Raw genomic sequence first — 16,522 nt, forward strand, 5'->3', positions numbered from 1 at the left:
GCGGCKAGGTCRGCCGCGAGTGCCTGCCCTCGCGGCTGGCGCAGGTAGCCGTCCCACTGTGACCAGATCGCGCGTGCGTCGGTGAGGCACCCGGCCCGGTCGAGGTCGGGCAGCAGCGAGTGGCGGAACAGAAGGGCGGCCCGCGGTGCCAGGGTGGCGAGGTCCTCCGCGTAGATGCGGTTCCTGCCGTGCCGTTCGATTAGGTCGAACCGGTTGGTCCTCTTGATGCGGACGCGCTGGTGGTGGGGCACGAAGACGGCGACGYYCGGCCAGTCGGATTGTGGGATGCGCGGATTGCCGGTCGCAGCCAGGACCTCGGCGGCGTAGAGGTCGATGACGAGGGTCCGGCCGGCACGCTTGCAGGCACGGTAGAGKGAGACCACGCGATCGATGTTCTGGGCCGAGGCCGCGACCAGGGCGAGTCCCACGGTGTCCTCGAACAASTCGACGAAGCGGTCCTCGATCTCTRCCTCGGTCGGGAAGGTGCGGTTGTCGTCGAGCCGGCCGAGGCTTGAGCCTTCCATCAGCAGGGTGTCGATGTCTTGSGGCGGCTCGCGCAGCAGTCGCTCGAACAGCGCGCCCTTGCGCCCGTGCCCSCGTAGGTCGCCCGAGTACAGCAGGCGCTGTCCGCCTGCCTCCACCAGCAGGGCGTAGGCATCGTAGGCCGAGTGGTCGACGAGGATGGGGGTAACCGTGAACGGTATGAAGGTGAGCGGCTGGCGGTCTGTAAACGTGATGGTGTTGGTGGGCNGTAGGCATCGTAGGCCGAGTGGTCGACGAGGATGGGGGTAACCGTGAACGGTATGAAGGTGAGCGGCTGGCGGTCTGTAAACGTGATGGTGTTGGTGGGCWCGTGGCAATCGGGGACGAAGGCGGATGCCGCCTGCAGAATACGAAGGGTGGCGGCGCCGAGCGCCACCGGTAGGTCCGGCCCAGCGAGGTGACTGAGGCCGACGTGGTCGCGGTGGCCGTGGCTGAGCACGAGGGCAAGCAGGGTGCCGCCGCCGGCCAGGCCGTCGATGTCGGGATGGCGGGTGTGGTCGTCCGGATGACCGTCGAGGGGCAGGCCGAGGTCGAGCAGGAGACGGGCGCTATCGTGCGCCAGCTCGATGCAGCAGCCGCCGATTTCGCGCGCGCCGCGGTGGATGCGCACCCGCATCGGACGCCTATATCCCCTAGGTTGTGGGAAGAGCTTAGCCGTAACGTGTGGCTATAGCCAGTGGTTAGATAGCCCCTCTCGCGTGCTGATCCGACTCATGAAGGGTCGGGCTTTGGTCGCGTGGAACCTGCGCCGGGTGCGTGTGGCGCAAGGCTTGTCGCAGGAGCGGCTGGCAGCGGATGCGGGCGTGGACCGGGCCTATTTGGGCGGCCTGGAGCGTCAGGCCGAGAATCCGACGGTCGACCTGCTCGACAAGGTTGCCGGTGCTCTCGACGTGCCCTTTGGCGAACTGTTCGTGGCGCCGGCTGAGGGAGAGCCCCGCCCTGAATCGTTGCGCGGGGGACGGCGGCGCTGACCGCCCATGACCGGATCGACTGCTGCGCTCATCCAGCAGCAGGTCAGGCTGGAGGCTGGCCTTTGCCGTAGAGCGCCGTCAGGTCGACCCCTATGCCGATGGTGTCAATGGAGGCCTTCATCTGGACCAGGGTTGAGCGCTTGGTGTAGCGGGCGGTCTCGCCTGCGGTCGTATGACCCGTAATGTGGTCGATGACGGCCACGGACACACCAGCCTGATGCATCAGCGTCGTGGCGGTGTGCCGGAACGAGTGGAAATCGAGGCCTGGCCGATACAGGCCGACATCACGGCGGTAGCGCGTGAACCACTTAGTGAAGGCGTGTCCGAGGCGTCCGTCCGCGCCGCCCGGGGTGAGATTCGCGAAAACGCGCGTCTGCCGCCGCCGTCGCTGTGTCTCGACGTGGGCTAGGAACCCGAGGCGAATCAGCTCGGCATGCAGAGGGACGTGCCGTACCGCGGTCGTGTTCTTTATTTTACGAGGCGGCCGGTCGTTGATGTCGAAGAACCAAACATCTTCATCCTGCCGGATGTCTTCGACTTGAAGCTGGCAGATTTCCTCCTGGCGCAGGCCGGAGAACACGGCGATCAGGGGCAACCAGAACTTCTCGTCACGTAGGATAAGATCGCCCGGAGCGGTGCGTCGGCCTGCCGAAGCGCAGCCGGTCCAGATCGGGGTGGCGAACAGGCGCGCTAGGTCGGCGCGCTCCCACATGTCGCGTTGTTCGCTGGCCTTGCGGCTGTTGGCGAAGCGAAAGCCTGAGAAGATGTTGGTGGTTGCGTCCTCCTTGGACACCGCGGCGCTCCACATAGTTGAGAGCGCCGAGAAGTGTCGCTTCACGGTGCGTTGCGTGATGACCGGCTTGCGGTTTGTTGGAGACGCTGCCTCATGAACAGCGAGAATCTGTTCGACTGACACGTCACGGTAACGGGGATGCTTGCCGTAGTCGTTGGGCAAGCGCTGGACCTGCTCGCGGAAGCGGCCGACGTCCTTTCGCGTGTAGGCTGAGACCGGCTTGTCGCCGCAGACATCGACGAAGAGGCGGTATGTTGCCCCGGCCTGGGCGGCGGTCTGCTGGTCCCACACCTTCGTCGCGACCTGTGAAGCGCGAAACTTGGTTCCCACGACAGAAAATGGTGGCGCTTTGTCCGTCTCCGCCTTTGTCTCGGCTGGTGTCTGTGCGGTTGGTTGAGCCTTCGGCTGCGCGGTTTGTGTCGTACCCTCGTTCAGTGCGTCGAGCTGCAGCTTCAGAAGACGGTCGCGCGGCTCGTAGTTGAAGTCGCCTTCGTAGCGGGCCTTGAGCGCCTCCGCCGCGTCGATGCCGGCCCGCAACATAGCCTGCTCGGCGCGGGCGAGGTCGTCGGGTGGCAGGCCACGAAGCACGATGCCCTGCTTCTTCAGCATTCCCTCCGTGAGGAAACGGGCCTCGTCGAGCCGGTTGCAGGCCAGGGCCTCGCGCGCCCGTTGTGCGACCGCGCCGTAGTGCCGGGCCCGGCCTGAGCGCCGGACCTCGTTGATCGGCTGCTCCCGCAAGCGGCACAGGTTCTCCGTGTCGAGGAGCAGGCTGTAAAAGTCCTGCACCATCCGGGCGAGTTGTGCTTGTGTCAGCATCGGCGTCGTACGCAGGACCGAGAAGAGGGTCTCGGAAGCGACGTATAACCGACATGCGCGCAGCTTGGCAGTGCGCGGGTCTGACGTAGCCAGGCTGCGCACAAGCTCGCGGCGTTCAAGGCACGGCCGCAGGTCGTCCGGCACCCGCCGCCGGAAATGGTAAATCGTCTTACGGAGGACGACGTTGAAGAGGGCTGCCACCGTACTCCTTCGCCGCATTTCAGGCGGCTCGTGTAGCAGCGAAGTGTAGCAACCGGCTCGCTCCGCAGGACGGCTGGGCGAGAAGCCAAACGATCTGAATGACTTAGGCTAAAAGTTGGCTGGGGCGCCAGGATTCGAACCTGGGAATGGCGGTACCAAAAACCGCTGCCTTACCACTTGGCGACGCCCCATCCTGGCAGGATCGGCGTTGTCTAGACGCCGGGCCTGCGGGTGGCAACAGGACGGGGAGACAGAATCGATGCGGCGGATCGCGGTGGTGACGGGGGCGGGATCGGGGATCGGCAGGGCCGTGGCGGAGGGGCTGGCGCGGGCGGGCTTCGTCGTCGTGCTCGCCGGGCGCCGGGCCGAGCCGCTGGCGGCGGTCGCGGAGGCGATCGCGGCGGCGGGCGGCACCGCGCGGGCCGTGCCCGCCGACGTGGCGGACGAGGCGTCCGTCGAGGCGCTGTTCGCGCGGGTGCGGCAGGAGTTCGGCCGCCTCGACCTCTTGTTCAACAACGCCGGGGTGTTCGCGCCGGCGGTGCCGGTGGACGAGGTCGCCCTCGACGACTGGCGCCGCCTCGTGGACGTCAACCTCACCGGCGCCTTCCTGTGCACGCGCGCGGCCTTCCGGATGATGAAGGCGCAGGAGCCGCGCGGCGGGCGCATCGTCAACAACGGCTCGATCTCGGCGCATGTGCCGCGGCCGAACTCGGCGGCCTATGCCGCCACCAAGCACGCCATGACCGGGCTCACCAAGGCCACGGCGCTGGACGGACGCGCCCACGACATCGCCTGCGGCCAGATCGACGTCGGCAACGCCGCCACCGCGATGACCGGGCCCATGGCCGCCGGCGTGCGCCAGGCCGACGGGTCGATCAGGTCCGAACCGCTGATGGACGTCGCGCATGTGGCCGATGCGGTGGTCTACATGGCCGGCCTTCCGCTCGATGCCAACGTCCCGTTCCTCACGGTGATGGCCACCGGCATGCCCTACATCGGGCGGGGCTGAGCCGACGCGGGGCCCCTCCACCGATGGTGGAGCGCGGCCCCCCTCTCCTGTAAGGAGGGGCGGGGCGGGCTCCTCGGCGGGCCGTCGACCTCCGTCAGACCTGAAAAAAAGGCCCGCGGACGCGGCCTCGAAAGCAATTCCCCGCGATGTTGATGCAGACCCAGCCCGACGCGAAACCCGCCCGCACCGACGACCCCGTCGCGCGCCGGCGCACCTTCGCGATCATCTCGCACCCGGACGCCGGCAAGACCACGCTCACGGAAAAACTGCTGCTGTTCGGCGGCGCCATCCAGCTCGCCGGCGAGGTCAAGGCCAAGCGCAACCGCGTTTCGACCCGCTCGGACTGGATGGGCATCGAGAAGGAGCGCGGCATCTCCGTTGTCACCTCGGTGATGACGTTCGAGTACGGCGACTGCGTCTTCAACCTCCTCGACACCCCGGGCCACGAGGACTTCTCGGAGGACACCTACCGCACCCTGACGGCGGTCGATTCGGCCGTGATGGTGATCGACGCCGCCAAGGGCATCGAGGCGCGCACGCGAAAACTGTTCGAGGTCTGCCGGCTTCGCGACATCCCCATCGTCACCTTCATCAACAAGCTCGACCGCGAGGCCCGCGACCCGTTCGAGCTCCTGGACGAGATCGAGAAGACCCTGGCGCTGGACGTGGCGCCCGTGACCTGGCCGATCGGGCGGGGCCGCAGCTTTGCCGGCACCTACGATCTCGGCAACGGCCGCGTGCGGCGGCTCGATGCGGCTGACGACGCCGGCACCGTGCCGGTGACCGGGGTCGACGATCCGCTGTTCGACCAGCTGCTCACGGAGCAGGGCGAGGCCACGACCTGGCGCGAGGAGGCCGAACTCGCCGAGACCGGCCTCAAGCGCTTCGACCTCGACGCCTTTCGCGAGGGCCACCTCACGCCGGTGTTCTTCGGGTCGGCGCTGCGCAACTTCGGCGTGCGCGACCTCATCGACGGCCTGGCGCGCTTCGCGCCGCCGCCGCGCGGCCAGGATTGCGACAAGCGCCTGGTAGAGCCCACCGAACCGAAGATGACCGGCTTCGTGTTCAAGATCCAGGCGAACATGGACCCCAACCACCGCGACCGCATCGCCTTCATGCGGGTGTGCTCGGGCCGGTTGAGCCGGGGCATGAAGGCCAAGCTCGTGCGCACCGGCAAGCCGATGTCGCTGTCGGCCCCGCAGTTCTTCTTCGCGCAGGACCGCGCCATCGCCGACGAGGCGTTCGCGGGCGACGTCGTCGGCATCCCCAACCACGGGACCTTGCGCATCGGCGACACGCTGACGGAGGGCGAGGAGATCGTGTTCCGCGGCGTGCCGAGCTTCGCGCCCGAGATCCTGCGCCGGATCAAGCTCACCGACGCCATGAAGGCCAAGAAGCTGCGCGAGGCCCTGCAGCAGATGGGCGAGGAGGGCGTGGTGCAGGTGTTCCGCCCGCACGACGGCTCCCAGGCCATCGTCGGCGTGGTGGGCGCGCTGCAGCTCGACGTGCTGAAGGAGCGGCTCCAGGCGGAGTACGGCCTGCCCATCGACTACGAGCCGACCCGCTTTTCGATCTGCCGCTGGATCGAGGCCGACACCGAAGCGCCGCTGGACAAATTCGTCGGCAGCCACGGCTCGGCCATGGCCAGCGACCTCGACGGCGCCCCGGTGTTCATGGCGACCACCGCGTTCTCGCTGCGCTACGAGGAGGAGCGCGCGCCGGACGTGCGGTTCACCGACGTGAAGGACTACCAGAAGCGCAAGGCGTAGCGCTCCGTCGCGGATTTTACCGAGGTCGGCGGTCGCGCCGATCCGGCTCCGCGCTGCCACCCCGGCGCCGTTTTCTCCCGGCCGTTTTGACGCCGCTCGATGCGGTCGCGCTAGGCGCGCCGGTCTCGTGACCGAGGCCGGTGGCGTGGATCGCCGGCTTATCCCCCTCCCCCCAAAAATCGTTCTCGGTCGAACGCCGTCGCGATTGACAGCGGGAATTTGCGCGTCCTACAGAGTATAGCAAGAGGCATACTTCACAGCATAGGCGCAGATGAGGCGACTCTCTCCATGGCTTCGGTCGCCCCGATCCGCGCCTCGCCCGCCTGCGATCGGGCCGGGGCAGCGGCCATGGGCCTCGGCGCGCGGCCTTTGCGTCGCGGTCTGCCTCGTCGCTCCCGATTTTCCGGCCGTGGCGCAGCCGGACATCGATTCGCCGCTTGCCGACAGGCCGGTGCAATCGGCCGCGGTAGAGCCCGAGTCGGACTCCGCCCGACCTGCGTCGATCCAGTCGTCCCTCGGGGCGTTCGGCGATCCGGGCGGGTTTCGGGCCGCGCTCGGTGCCCGCGGCATCACCTACAACGCCATCTCCACCAACGAGGCGCTGGGGAACGTCACCGGCGGCTTTGCCCGCGGGCCGATCTACGCCGGAAAGCTCGAGACTATCGTCACCGCTGATCTGGGGACGCTCGCCGGCCTCGATGGCCTCACCTTCTTCGCCAACGCCTTCCAGATCCACGACACCGGCGGCCTGCGTGACCGCAGCTTCGGGCGCCTGATCACCGTCAGCAACATCGAGGCGCTTCCCTCGACGCGCCTGTCCGAAATCTGGCTGGAGCAGAAATGGGCCGGGGACCGCTTCGCGGTACGATTCGGCCAGCTCGTCGCCGATGGCGAGTTCTTCTCGTCCGACACCGGCAAGCTGTTCGTGAGCAACGACTGGCCGACGATCACCGGCGCCAACCTGCCGGGCGGCGGCCCGGCCTATCCGCTCGCCACCCCCGGAGTGCGCCTGCGCTACGACCCGAACGCGGCGGTCTCGGCCCTCGTGGCGATCTTCAACGGCGATCCGGGCGACCAGCGCATCGTCAACCGGACCGGCACGAACTTCCGGCTCGGCGACCCGCCCCTGGTGATGGCCGAGGCGCAGGTCCGCTACAACCAGGGCACGCGGGCGCGCGGGCTCGCCGGCAGCCTCAAGCTCGGCGGATACCGGCATTTCGGCCGCTTCGACGACCTGCGGTTCGATACCGCCGGCCTGCCGCTGGCCAGTCCCTTCGCCAACGGCGTCGCCCGGCGCCTGCGCGGCACCGGCGGCGTCTATGGTGTCGTCGACCAGCAACTTCATCGTCCCGAGGGCGCGGGCCCCGATGGCGGGGTCTCGGTCTACGCCCGGATCTCGGGCAGCCCGGCGGACCGCAACCTGATCGACCTCTGGGCCGACGGCGGGGTGGTCTGCGCCGGCATGATTCCAGGCCGGCCAGACGACAGGTTCGGCGCGAGTGTCATCTACGCGCGGATCGGCGACGGGGCGCGGGCGGCCGACATCGATGGGGCGCGGTGGGGCCATGCTTACCGGCCGGTCAGGAGCTTCGAAGCGACGGTCGAGCTCAGCTACCAGGCCCGGATCGCCCCCGGCTGGATCGTGCAGCCCGACATCCAGTACGTCGTCAACCCGGGCGGTGGCGTCGAGAACCCCTCACGTCCCGGAACCAGGACGAGGGGCGGCCTCGTCTTCGGGCTCCGATCGACGGTCGTATACTGACGACGAGGAGGCCCCGGACTCAGTGGGAACCCATAAAAAAAGCCTGCCTCGCGCATCCGGGGATACGCGAGGCAGGCCGATCGTCGGACTTCGAAAGCGTGGCTGCTTTCGACGGAAGGTCCTAGTAGGAGCCGAACTTGTAGTTCAGGCCGGCGCGGGCGATGCTGCCCTCGGTGGCGATGCGGGAGTTGTACCCGACGCCCGGACCACCGACGCTGCCGACGAGCAGGTTGCGGCTGCCGAGGTCGTAGCGCAGGTATTCCGCCTTGATCGTGACGGCGCTGGACTTGAAGAAGTTCAGGAAGGAGTCGGTCGGGAGAGCGTACTCGACGCCGCCGCCGTAGACGTAGCCGGTCTCCATGCTGGAGCGGGAGGCGGCGTAGGTCACCGGGAGGCCGGTGGTGAAGCTGATCCGCTGGGTGACGTCGCCGTAGGCGAAGCCGCCGGTGCCGTAGATCATGAACTTGTCGAAGGCGTAGCCGACGCGACCGCGGACGGTACCGAGGAAGGACAGGTCGGTGCGGTAGGTGTTGGTGAGGTTGTTGGGGTTGAAGGCGGGGAGGAAGATGTTCTCGACCCGGGTCTGCTGCAGGTCCATGTACTGGGCGTCGGCCTCGACACCCACCACCAGGCCCGAGCCCGGGGTGAACTGATAGTTGTAGCCGATCTGAGCGCCGCCGGTGAAGCCTTCCGTGGCGGTCGAGACGTTGGCGCGACGCAGACCGTTGAGGACGTTGTTGTTGAGCTGGGCGCCGCCGGGGGTGTTGATGCCCGTGGTGCGGATGGTGTCGTTCTCGCTGAAGGCGTAGCCGGCGTTGATACCGAAGTAGAACCCGGTCCAGGTGAAGACGGGGACCGGAACGAAGACCGGCGGCGCGGCGCGGCGCGGCAGATCGGCGGCGGCGGCGGTGCCGACCATCACGGCCAGGGAGGCGCCGGCGAGGAGGATCTTCTTGAACACGGGGGCAGTCCTTCGGAGGGGCTGTTTCACTGCCCCCGTCTTACCGTCAAGCGGCCCGAGCACCTATGACATCAGAGCAACACCGAACGGCCACATGTTGGCCGCCCGGTTTCCGTTTTCCGACACGCGCGTAACGACTTGTTCATCCCCGACCGTCGCCGGACGGATCGGCGCAGGCGATCAGGCCACCTCGTCGCCGCTCTCGTCCTCGCCCTCGATATGCTCCACCGAGACCACGCGCTCGGTCTTGTCGGTGTTGAACACCGTCACCCCCTGCGAGGCGCGTCCGACGATGCGGATGTCGTCGACCGGCACGCGGATGAGCTGGCCGGCATCCGTCACCAGCATGATCTGGTCCGAGGGCTGCACCGGGAAGGAGGCCACGAGGCTGCCGTTGCGGGCATTCACCCGCATCGCGGTGATGCCTTTGCCGCCGCGTCCCGAGGTCCGGTACTCGAAGGAGGAGCTGCGCTTGCCGAAGCCGCGCTCGGACAGGGTGAGCACGAACTGCTGGTTCGCCCCCATCTCGGCGTAGCGCTCCTGCGAGAGGAGCGGCGCATCCGTGGCGATCTCCTCGGAATCGGCGTCGCCCCCTTCCGTGTCGCCGATCACCGCCCGCTGCATCTTCAGGAAGGCGCCGCGCTCCTCGGGCGTCGCCTCGAAGCTGTTGAGGATGGTCATCGAGATGACGCGGTCGCCCGATGCGAGGCTGATGCCGCGCACGCCGGTGGAATCGCGGCCCTTGAACACCCGCACGTCCTCGACGGGGAAGCGGATGCACTGCCCGTCCTTCGAGGTGAGCAGGACGTTCTGGTCGGCGCGGCAGATCTCCACGTGGACGATGTGGTCGCCCTCGTCGAGCTTCATGGCGATCTTGCCGGCGCGGTTCACCTGCACGAAGTCGGAGAGCTTGTTGCGCCGCACGCCGCCCGAGGCGGTGGCGAACATCACGTCCAGCGTCTCCCACGAGGCCTCGTCCTCGGGCAGCGGCATGATCGTGGTGATGCGCTCGGTGCCGGCATCCATGGCCAGGATGTTGACCAGCGCCTTGCCGCGGGCGTTGGGCGCCGCCATCGGCAGGCGCCACACCTTCTCCTTGTAGACCTGGCCCTGGCTGGAGAAGAACAGGATCGGCGTGTGGGTGTTGGCCACGAACAGGCGGGTGACGAAGTCCTCGTCGCGGGTTGACATGCCCGAGCGGCCCTTGCCGCCCCTGCGCTGGGCCCGGTAGGTCGAGAGCGGCACGCGCTTGACGTAGCCGGCGTGGGACACGGTGACGACCATGTCCTCGCGCTGGATCAGGTCCTCGTCCTCGACGTTGGAATCCCAGTCGAGGATCACGGTGCGACGCGGCGTGGCGTAGGCCTCGCGGACCTCCGCGAGCTCGTCCTTGACGATCCCCATGATGCGCAGGCGCGAGCGCAGGATGTCGAGGTAGTCGGCGATCTCGTCGGCGAGCTTCTGCAACTCGCCGCCGATCTCGTCGCGGCCGAGCGCGGTGAGGCGCTGCAGGCGCAGGTCGAGGATGGCGCGGGCCTGGACGTCGGAGAGGCGGTAGGAATCGTCGGCGTTGATGCGGTGGCGCGGGTCGTCCACCAGCGCGATCAGGGGCGCGATGTCGTGGGCCGGCCAGTCGCGGCCCATCAGCGCCTCGCGGGCGGTGTTGGGGTCGGGCGAGGTCCGGATCAGGCGGATGACCTCGTCGATGTTGGCCACCGCGATGGCCAGGCCGCACAACACGTGCGCCCGCTCGCGGGCCTTGTTGAGCAGGAACTTGGTGCGGCGGGAGACGACCTCCTCTCGGAAGTCCACGAAGGCCTGCAGCAGGTCCTTCAGGTTCATCAGTTCGGGGCGGCCGCCGTTGAGCGCCACCATGTTGCAGCCGAAGGAGGATTGCAGCGGCGTGAACCGGTAGAGCTGGTTGAGCACCACGTCGGCCATCGCGTCGCGCTTGATCTCGACGACGATGCGCATGCCGTCGCGGTCGGATTCGTCGCGCAGGTCGGAGATGCCCTCGACGCGCTTCTCCTTCACCAGCTCGGCGATCTTCTCCATGAGCGTCGCCTTGTTCACCTGATACGGGATCTCGGTGAAGATCAGCGCCTCGCGCTCCTTGCGCAGCTCCTCCACGTGGGATTTCGCCCGCATGATGATGGAGCCGCGCCCGGTGGCGTAGGCCTGGCGGGTGCCCGCCCGGCCGAGGATCGAGCCTCCGGTGGGGAAGTCGGGGCCCGGGATGATCTCGGTCAGGCCCTCCACGTCGATGCTGGGATCGTCGATGAGCGCGACGCAGCCGTCGATCAGCTCGCCGAGGTTGTGGGGCGGGATGTTGGTGGCCATGCCCACCGCGATGCCGCCGGCACCGTTGGCGAGGAGGTTGGGGAAGCGAGCGGGCAGGACGGTCGGCTCCTCGCGCGACTCGTCGTAGTTCGGCTGGAAGTCGACGGTGTTCTTGTCGATGTCGGCGAGCAGCGCGTTGGCGGGCTTGGCCAGGCGCGATTCGGTGTAGCGCATGGCGGCCGGCGGATCGCCGTCGACGGAGCCGAAGTTGCCCTGGCCGTCGATGAGCATCAGCCGCATCGAGAAGTCCTGGGCCATGCGCACCAGGGCGTCGTAGATCGATTGGTCGCCGTGCGGGTGGTAGAGACCGATCACGTCGCCGACGATGCGGGCCGACTTGACGTATTTGCGCTCGGGCAGGTGCCCGCTCTCGTAGGCCGAGAACAGGATGCGGCGGTGGACCGGCTTGAGGCCGTCGCGGGCATCGGGCAGGGCCCGACTCACGATCACGCTCATGGCGTAATCGAGATACGACCGCTTCATCTCGTCGGTGATGGAGACGGGGCGGATGTCGCTGGCGGGCGGCGGCGTGCCCGCGCCCGGTGTGTCGTTCTCTGCCAAGGTCTTCGATCTCTGCCTGCATACGGGCCGGCGCGGCCGGGGCCGCGCCGAACGACGTCGCGTTCGTGGGACTGCGGATGTCGGGCGCTCGCCGGCCGGGTCCGCCCCGGTCGCGTCGCGCCACGTCTGTCACCCTGTTTCCATACGCCATTCGCCTGCGGCACGCCACCGCGACCCCTACCGCGGCACGGGGATAAGGGGAGCGCGATAGACCGTCCGGCTCAAGGGCTTACGCAGGGCCGACCGCCGGCCGCGGGGCGTCGCGGGTCCCGCCGGCCACGTCTGTTCGACCGCTCCCGTTGTGGATAGACACGAGGGCGAGCGCGGGATCATCCCGCTCGATCGACAGACACGTCGGGAGATCGTGCATGGTTGCCACCCGCTTGCGCCGCCCCCTTGGGCTGGCCGCCCTCTTCGCCGTCGGCTTCGCGCCGCTGGCCGCCGCCGCCGAGGGCACCACCGCCGAGCGGACCATCGCGGTGATGAACACCCTGTGGGGCAGCCACGCGGGCCTGCGCGCCAACCACGCCAAGGGCGTGGTGGTGGAAGGCAGCTTCACCGCGACCCCGGAGGCCGCGCCGTTGAGCAAGGCCAGCGTCTTCGGCGGCAAGCCGGTGCCGGTGACGGTGCGGTTCTCCAACGCCACGGGCCTGCCCGCCATCGCGGACGGCGCCAAGCCGGCCAACCCGCACGGAATGGCGCTGAAGTTCGCCCTTCCCGACGGCGAGTTCGACATCGTCGCCAACTCGCTGCCGTTCTTCCCCGTCGCCACCGGCGAGGAGTTCCTGGCGCTGCTGACGGCGAATGCGCAGACCAAGCCCGATACCCCAAAGCCGACGCCGCTGGAGCAGTTCGTCGCCGCCCATCCGATGGTGCCCAAGGCGGGAGCCGGCGTGAAGACGCCCTCGAGTCTGGCGCGGGAGACCTACAACGGCATCGACGCCTTCGTGTTCGTGAACGCCGAGGGCAAGAGGCAGCCGTTCCGCTTCCGCATCGTGCCGGTGGCGGGCAACGACCATCTCTCGGCGGAGGAGGCCGGAAAGCAGCCGCCTAACTTCCTGATGGAGGGCCTGCCCGCCACCCTCGCCAAGGGTCCGGTGGCCTTCACGATCCAGGCGCAACTGGCCAATCCGGGCGACCAGACCAAGGACCCGACGCAGGTCTGGCCGGAGGACCGCCGGCTGGTGACCATGGGCACCCTCACCCTCTCGAAGGCCACGGCCGATACGGCGGCGGCCGAGAAGCCGCTCCTGTTCCTGCCCACCAACCTCGTGGACGGGATCGAGGTGTCCGACGATCCGCTGATCGACGCGCGCACCCAGGCCTATGCGGTGTCCTTCGGCAAGCGGTCGCAATAGCCCACTGCGCGTCAGAAGTACCAGGCCGCCACGGCGTTCAGCCGGGCGGTGCCGCTGAACACCGGGATGGCCACGAGGGTGGTCAGCCCGGCGGCGGCCAGGCTCGCCGCGATCACGGTCGGCTCGTGCGAGAAGTCGGTGGCGATCACCGGCAGGCCGGTGAGCAGGATGCGGCCGATGGTGCCGTCCTCGCGGGTCAGGCTCAGGGGGCCGTAGGACGCCGCGACATCGCCCTGCACCTCGCAAAGCCCCGCCTCGTAGGTGAGGTGCTCGCTGTCGGGCTCCACCTTCCACACCTCGAAGCGCCGGGCGATGGGGGTGCCGAGCGCCGACAGGAAGGTCATCACCCAGTCCCGGTCGCGGTCGCCGTGGCAGGGCAGGCCGAAGGCGGTGGTCCGCCCGATCTTGAGGGCCTCCGCCTTTCGCAGAAACCGGTGCGAGCCGTAGGGCTCCTTGACCACGACGGGCCGGTCCCGCTCCCAGACCTCGCCGGGCAGGCCCTGTCCGCGTCCGAACTGGATCGCCTTCGAGTTGCGCTCGAAGAACTCCGCGTTGCCGTAGTAGCCGTCCTCGACCGCCATGGCGCTCGATCGCGCGGGGTCGTTGCTCCAGACCTCGATCGCCCCGACCTTCTCGTCGTCGTCGGCACAGAAGAACGTCACCACCGCCTGCAGCACGTCGCCGGCGAAGATCGGCAGGGCGAGGCCGCAGGTCAGCCCCGCCGCGGCGGCCGCAGCACCCCGCTTGAAGTAGGAATTCTGCAGGTCCTTGAGGACGATGGGCCGGCGCGTCGCCCAGGCCTGCCCCGGCAGGCCCTCGCCGTAGCCGAACACGGTCTGGTGGCTCTGCGCATGGAAGCCGTCGAGGCCGCCGTAGCTGCCGCTCCCGAACTCGAGGGCCGTCCCGTCCTTGGAGGGAACCCACACCTCGGTCACGCGGATGAAGGATGCCATGGCGCCGTCTCACTCCCTTTGCACGCAAGGGGAGCAAGAACCGCGCCGAGGCACCGGGCGTAGGCGGGGTGGAGCGTCGGCTCGCCGACGTGAGCCTGCCTAGAACGGAATGTCGTCGTCGAGGTCGTAATTGGGCTTCGAGCCGCCGCCACCGCCGGACGACGGAGCCGGCCGGCGGTCCCCGCCGGAGCGGCCACCACCACCGCCACCGTAGTCGCCGCCGCGATCCGAACCGCCGCCGGAGCCGCCACGGCCGCCGCCGTAATCGCCGCCTCGGCTGATCTGGCCACCGCCCTCCTCGTCGGCGCCCATCTCGCCACCGCCGCCGCTGCGGCCGTCGAGGAGGGTGAGCTCACCTCGGAACCGCTGCAGCACCACCTCGGTGGTGTACTTCTCGACGCCGGATTGGTCGGCCCATTTGCGCGTCTGCAGCTGGCCCTCGATGTAGACCTTAGAGCCCTTGCGCAGGTACTGCTCGGCGACCTTGGCGAGATTCTCGTTGTAGATCACCACCGAGTGCCACTCGGTCTTCTCCTTGCGCTCGCCGGACATCTTGTCCTTCCAGGACTCCGAGGTCGCGATGCGCAGGTTGACCACCGGGTCGCCGGAGGCGAGCCGCCGCGTCTCGGGATCGCGTCCGAGGTTGCCAACCAAAATCACCTTGTTGACGCTGCCGGCCATGCCGCTCTCTCCTCCGAACCGATCTCACGACGGCGCAAGGACGGGCTCCACATCGCCGCCCCCGCCGACCCACGTCCTGAGGCTTTCGCGCGCCGCCGACAACCACATTGGCCGGCGTTGTCCACCACGCAGCGAATCTGTCCCCAGACCTCCGATGTTCTACTCATGTTCTCGTCGCCCAGCAAGGGAACGAGGCCCGTCGCCTACGGCAGCCTGACGAGCATCTTGCCGAAGTTGCGGCCCTTGAGCAGGCCGACGAAAGCCTCGGGTGCCCTGTCGAGGCCCTCCGCGATGTCCTCGCGGTGCTTGACGCGCCCCTGCGCCAGCCATTCGCCGACCTCGGCGAGGAAGGCGGCCTCCTGGTCGGCGAAGTCCCAGACGATGAAGCCCTGGATGTGCAGGCGCTTGGTGAGCACCGCCCGCATCAGGATCGGCGAACGGTCGGGGCCGGGCGGCAGGTCGGTGAGGCTGTAGCCGGAGACGAGGCCGCAGACCGGCATGCGGGCAAAATCGTTGAGGAGCGGCAGCACGGCCTCGAACACCGCGCCGCCGACGTTCTCGAAATAGACGTCGATGCCGTCCGGGCAGGCGGCGGCGAGGCTGCCCGGCAGGTCGGGGCCGCGGTGGTCGACGGCCGCGTCGAAGCCGAGTTCGTCGACGAGGTAGGCGCATTTCTCCGCGCCCCCGGCGATGCCGACGGCCCGGGCGCCCTTCAGCTTGGCGATCTGGCCGACCAGGGACCCCACCGGCCCGGCGGCGGCGGCCACCACCACGGTCTCCCCCGCCTTCGGACGACCGATGGTGAGGAGGCCCGTATAAGCGGTCATGCCCGGCATCCCGAGGATGCCCAGCGCCGTACCGACGGGGGCCACGCCCGGATCGAGCCGCCGCAGGCCGCTTCCATCGGAGATCGCAAAATCCTGCCAGCCGCCGAAGCCGACGACGAGGGTGCCGGGCGCGAAATCGGGATGGCGCGAGGCCACGACCTCGCTGACCGTGGCGCCGACCATGGTCTCGCCGATCTCGACGGGCTTGGCGTATGATTTCGCCGCGCTCATGCGGCCCCGCATGTAGGGGTCGAGGGACAGGATGCGGTTGCGCAGGAGCACCTCGCCCTCCTGGGGGGTGGGTGCCCGCACCTCCTCCATCCGGAAATGCGCCGGGCTCGGTTCGCCATGGGGGCGCGAGGCGAGGACGATGCGGCGGTTGAGCTCGGCCATGGGCACTTTCAGAGGTTGGAGACGTTCAGGACACGGCGACCACGGCGCGCACCGGCGCGCCGCTGTGGTGCGGTCCATAGGAGTGCAGCATGGCGCGAATGGGGATGATCGCAGGCCTCGACGGATCGATCTCGGCGAGCCCGAGCGACCTTCGATCCGTCGCGAGATCGGGGGGCAGGACCGTCGCGTCCGTCTGGACGGTTGGCCTGGCGATGATCGCGGTCGGCTCGGCGACGGCGGTCAAGGCCGATCCTCTCTCGGAGCATCGCTGGCGGTCGCGAGTCCTCGTGATCTCCGCACCCAGCGCCGACGACCCGCGGGCACGGGCGCAACGCGCCATCGCCGCGGCGGCCGGGAAAGCCATGGCCGAGCGCGACCTCGTGAGCGTGGACGCCTATGGCGACGCCCCATCGGCGGTGGCCCTAAGGAAGAAGCTCGGACTTCCCGAGGGCGCCTTTCGGTCGGTTTTGATCGGCAAGGACGGAGGGGCCAAGCTCGTGGCCACCGATCCGATCACGGCGGCGCAGCTGGCCTCGACCATCGATGCGATGCCGATGCGACGGGACGAGATGCGACGCTAGGCA

At 68.7% G+C, this 16,522-nt stretch carries 13 protein-coding genes and 1 tRNA gene; 6 read left to right on the forward strand and 8 right to left on the reverse strand.

The window, feature by feature from the left end; genetic code table 11:
* Positions 1-1,256 precede the first annotated feature (1,256 nt).
* Positions 1,257-1,514 (forward strand): helix-turn-helix domain-containing protein, encoded by a 258-nt coding sequence (locus ASG40_RS13380; RefSeq protein WP_055886541.1) that lies wholly within the window; start codon positions 1,257-1,259, stop codon positions 1,512-1,514.
* 43 nt (positions 1,515-1,557) lie between these two features.
* Here the strand turns inward: ASG40_RS13380 and ASG40_RS13385 are convergent, their stop codons facing one another.
* On the reverse strand, positions 1,558-3,324 hold the full coding sequence (locus ASG40_RS13385; RefSeq protein ID WP_156387727.1) for a site-specific integrase: 1,767 nt from the start codon (positions 3,322-3,324) through the stop codon (positions 1,558-1,560).
* Positions 3,325-3,440: 116 nt separating this feature from the next.
* A tRNA-Gln gene (locus ASG40_RS13390) sits at positions 3,441-3,515 on the reverse strand.
* Between the two features lie 68 nt (positions 3,516-3,583).
* Between ASG40_RS13390 and ASG40_RS13395 the strand changes: the two genes are divergently transcribed.
* The 3 genes from ASG40_RS13395 to ASG40_RS13405 all read left to right on the forward strand — a co-directional run bounded on the left by ASG40_RS13395 (position 3,584) and on the right by ASG40_RS13405 (position 7,864).
* Positions 3,584-4,333: an SDR family oxidoreductase gene (locus tag ASG40_RS13395; protein ID WP_055886546.1), complete on the forward strand. Its 750-nt coding sequence runs from the start codon at positions 3,584-3,586 to the stop codon at positions 4,331-4,333.
* Between the two features lie 146 nt (positions 4,334-4,479).
* The gene (locus ASG40_RS13400) at positions 4,480-6,102 is read left to right on the forward strand and encodes a peptide chain release factor 3 (RefSeq protein WP_055886549.1); all 1,623 of its coding nucleotides are present in this window, start codon (positions 4,480-4,482) and stop codon (positions 6,100-6,102) included.
* A gap of 409 nt (positions 6,103-6,511) precedes the next feature.
* A complete protein-coding gene (locus tag ASG40_RS13405) occupies positions 6,512-7,864 on the forward strand; it encodes a carbohydrate porin (RefSeq protein WP_244480618.1) in 1,353 nt (450 codons plus the stop codon).
* Positions 7,865-7,985: 121 nt separating this feature from the next.
* Here the strand turns inward: ASG40_RS13405 and ASG40_RS13410 are convergent, their stop codons facing one another.
* Both ASG40_RS13410 and gyrA read right to left on the reverse strand, forming a co-directional pair.
* Positions 7,986-8,825 carry an outer membrane protein gene (locus tag ASG40_RS13410; RefSeq protein WP_156387728.1) on the reverse strand — a complete coding sequence of 280 codons (840 nt, stop codon included), beginning with the start codon at positions 8,823-8,825 and terminating at the stop codon, positions 7,986-7,988.
* A gap of 180 nt (positions 8,826-9,005) precedes the next feature.
* Positions 9,006-11,726, reverse strand: a complete 2,721-nt coding sequence (gene gyrA, locus ASG40_RS13415; protein WP_055886551.1) for a DNA gyrase subunit A — start codon at positions 11,724-11,726, stop codon at positions 9,006-9,008.
* A gap of 368 nt (positions 11,727-12,094) precedes the next feature.
* On the opposite strand from gyrA, the gene ASG40_RS13420 reads away from it, so the two are divergent.
* Positions 12,095-13,084: a catalase family peroxidase gene (locus ASG40_RS13420; protein WP_055886554.1), complete on the forward strand. Its 990-nt coding sequence runs from the start codon at positions 12,095-12,097 to the stop codon at positions 13,082-13,084.
* A gap of 11 nt (positions 13,085-13,095) precedes the next feature.
* Here the strand turns inward: ASG40_RS13420 and ASG40_RS13425 are convergent, their stop codons facing one another.
* The 4 genes from ASG40_RS13425 to ASG40_RS21800 form a co-directional block, all read right to left on the reverse strand.
* The gene (locus tag ASG40_RS13425; protein ID WP_055886557.1) at positions 13,096-14,037 is read right to left on the reverse strand and encodes a GAF domain-containing protein; all 942 of its coding nucleotides are present in this window, start codon (positions 14,035-14,037) and stop codon (positions 13,096-13,098) included.
* Positions 14,038-14,136: 99 nt separating this feature from the next.
* Positions 14,137-14,718, reverse strand: coding sequence for a single-stranded DNA-binding protein (ssb, locus tag ASG40_RS13430; protein ID WP_055886559.1), 582 nt, complete (start codon positions 14,716-14,718; stop codon positions 14,137-14,139).
* 203 nt (positions 14,719-14,921) lie between these two features.
* Positions 14,922-15,938: an NADP-dependent oxidoreductase gene (locus tag ASG40_RS13435; RefSeq protein ID WP_055886561.1), complete on the reverse strand. Its 1,017-nt coding sequence runs from the start codon at positions 15,936-15,938 to the stop codon at positions 14,922-14,924.
* A gap of 25 nt (positions 15,939-15,963) precedes the next feature.
* Positions 15,964-16,182 carry a hypothetical protein gene (locus ASG40_RS21800; protein WP_055886564.1) on the reverse strand — a complete coding sequence of 73 codons (219 nt, stop codon included), beginning with the start codon at positions 16,180-16,182 and terminating at the stop codon, positions 15,964-15,966.
* On the opposite strand from ASG40_RS21800, the gene ASG40_RS13445 reads away from it, so the two are divergent.
* Entirely contained in the window at positions 16,151-16,519 is a 369-nt protein-coding gene (locus tag ASG40_RS13445) for a DUF4174 domain-containing protein (RefSeq protein WP_055886567.1), read from the forward strand. The two genes, ASG40_RS21800 and ASG40_RS13445, sit on opposite strands and share 32 nt — an antisense overlap.
* Positions 16,520-16,522 lie beyond the last annotated feature (3 nt).

Source organism: Methylobacterium sp. Leaf399 (genome assembly GCF_001424525.1).
Classification (GTDB): Bacteria; Pseudomonadota; Alphaproteobacteria; order Rhizobiales; family Beijerinckiaceae; genus Methylobacterium.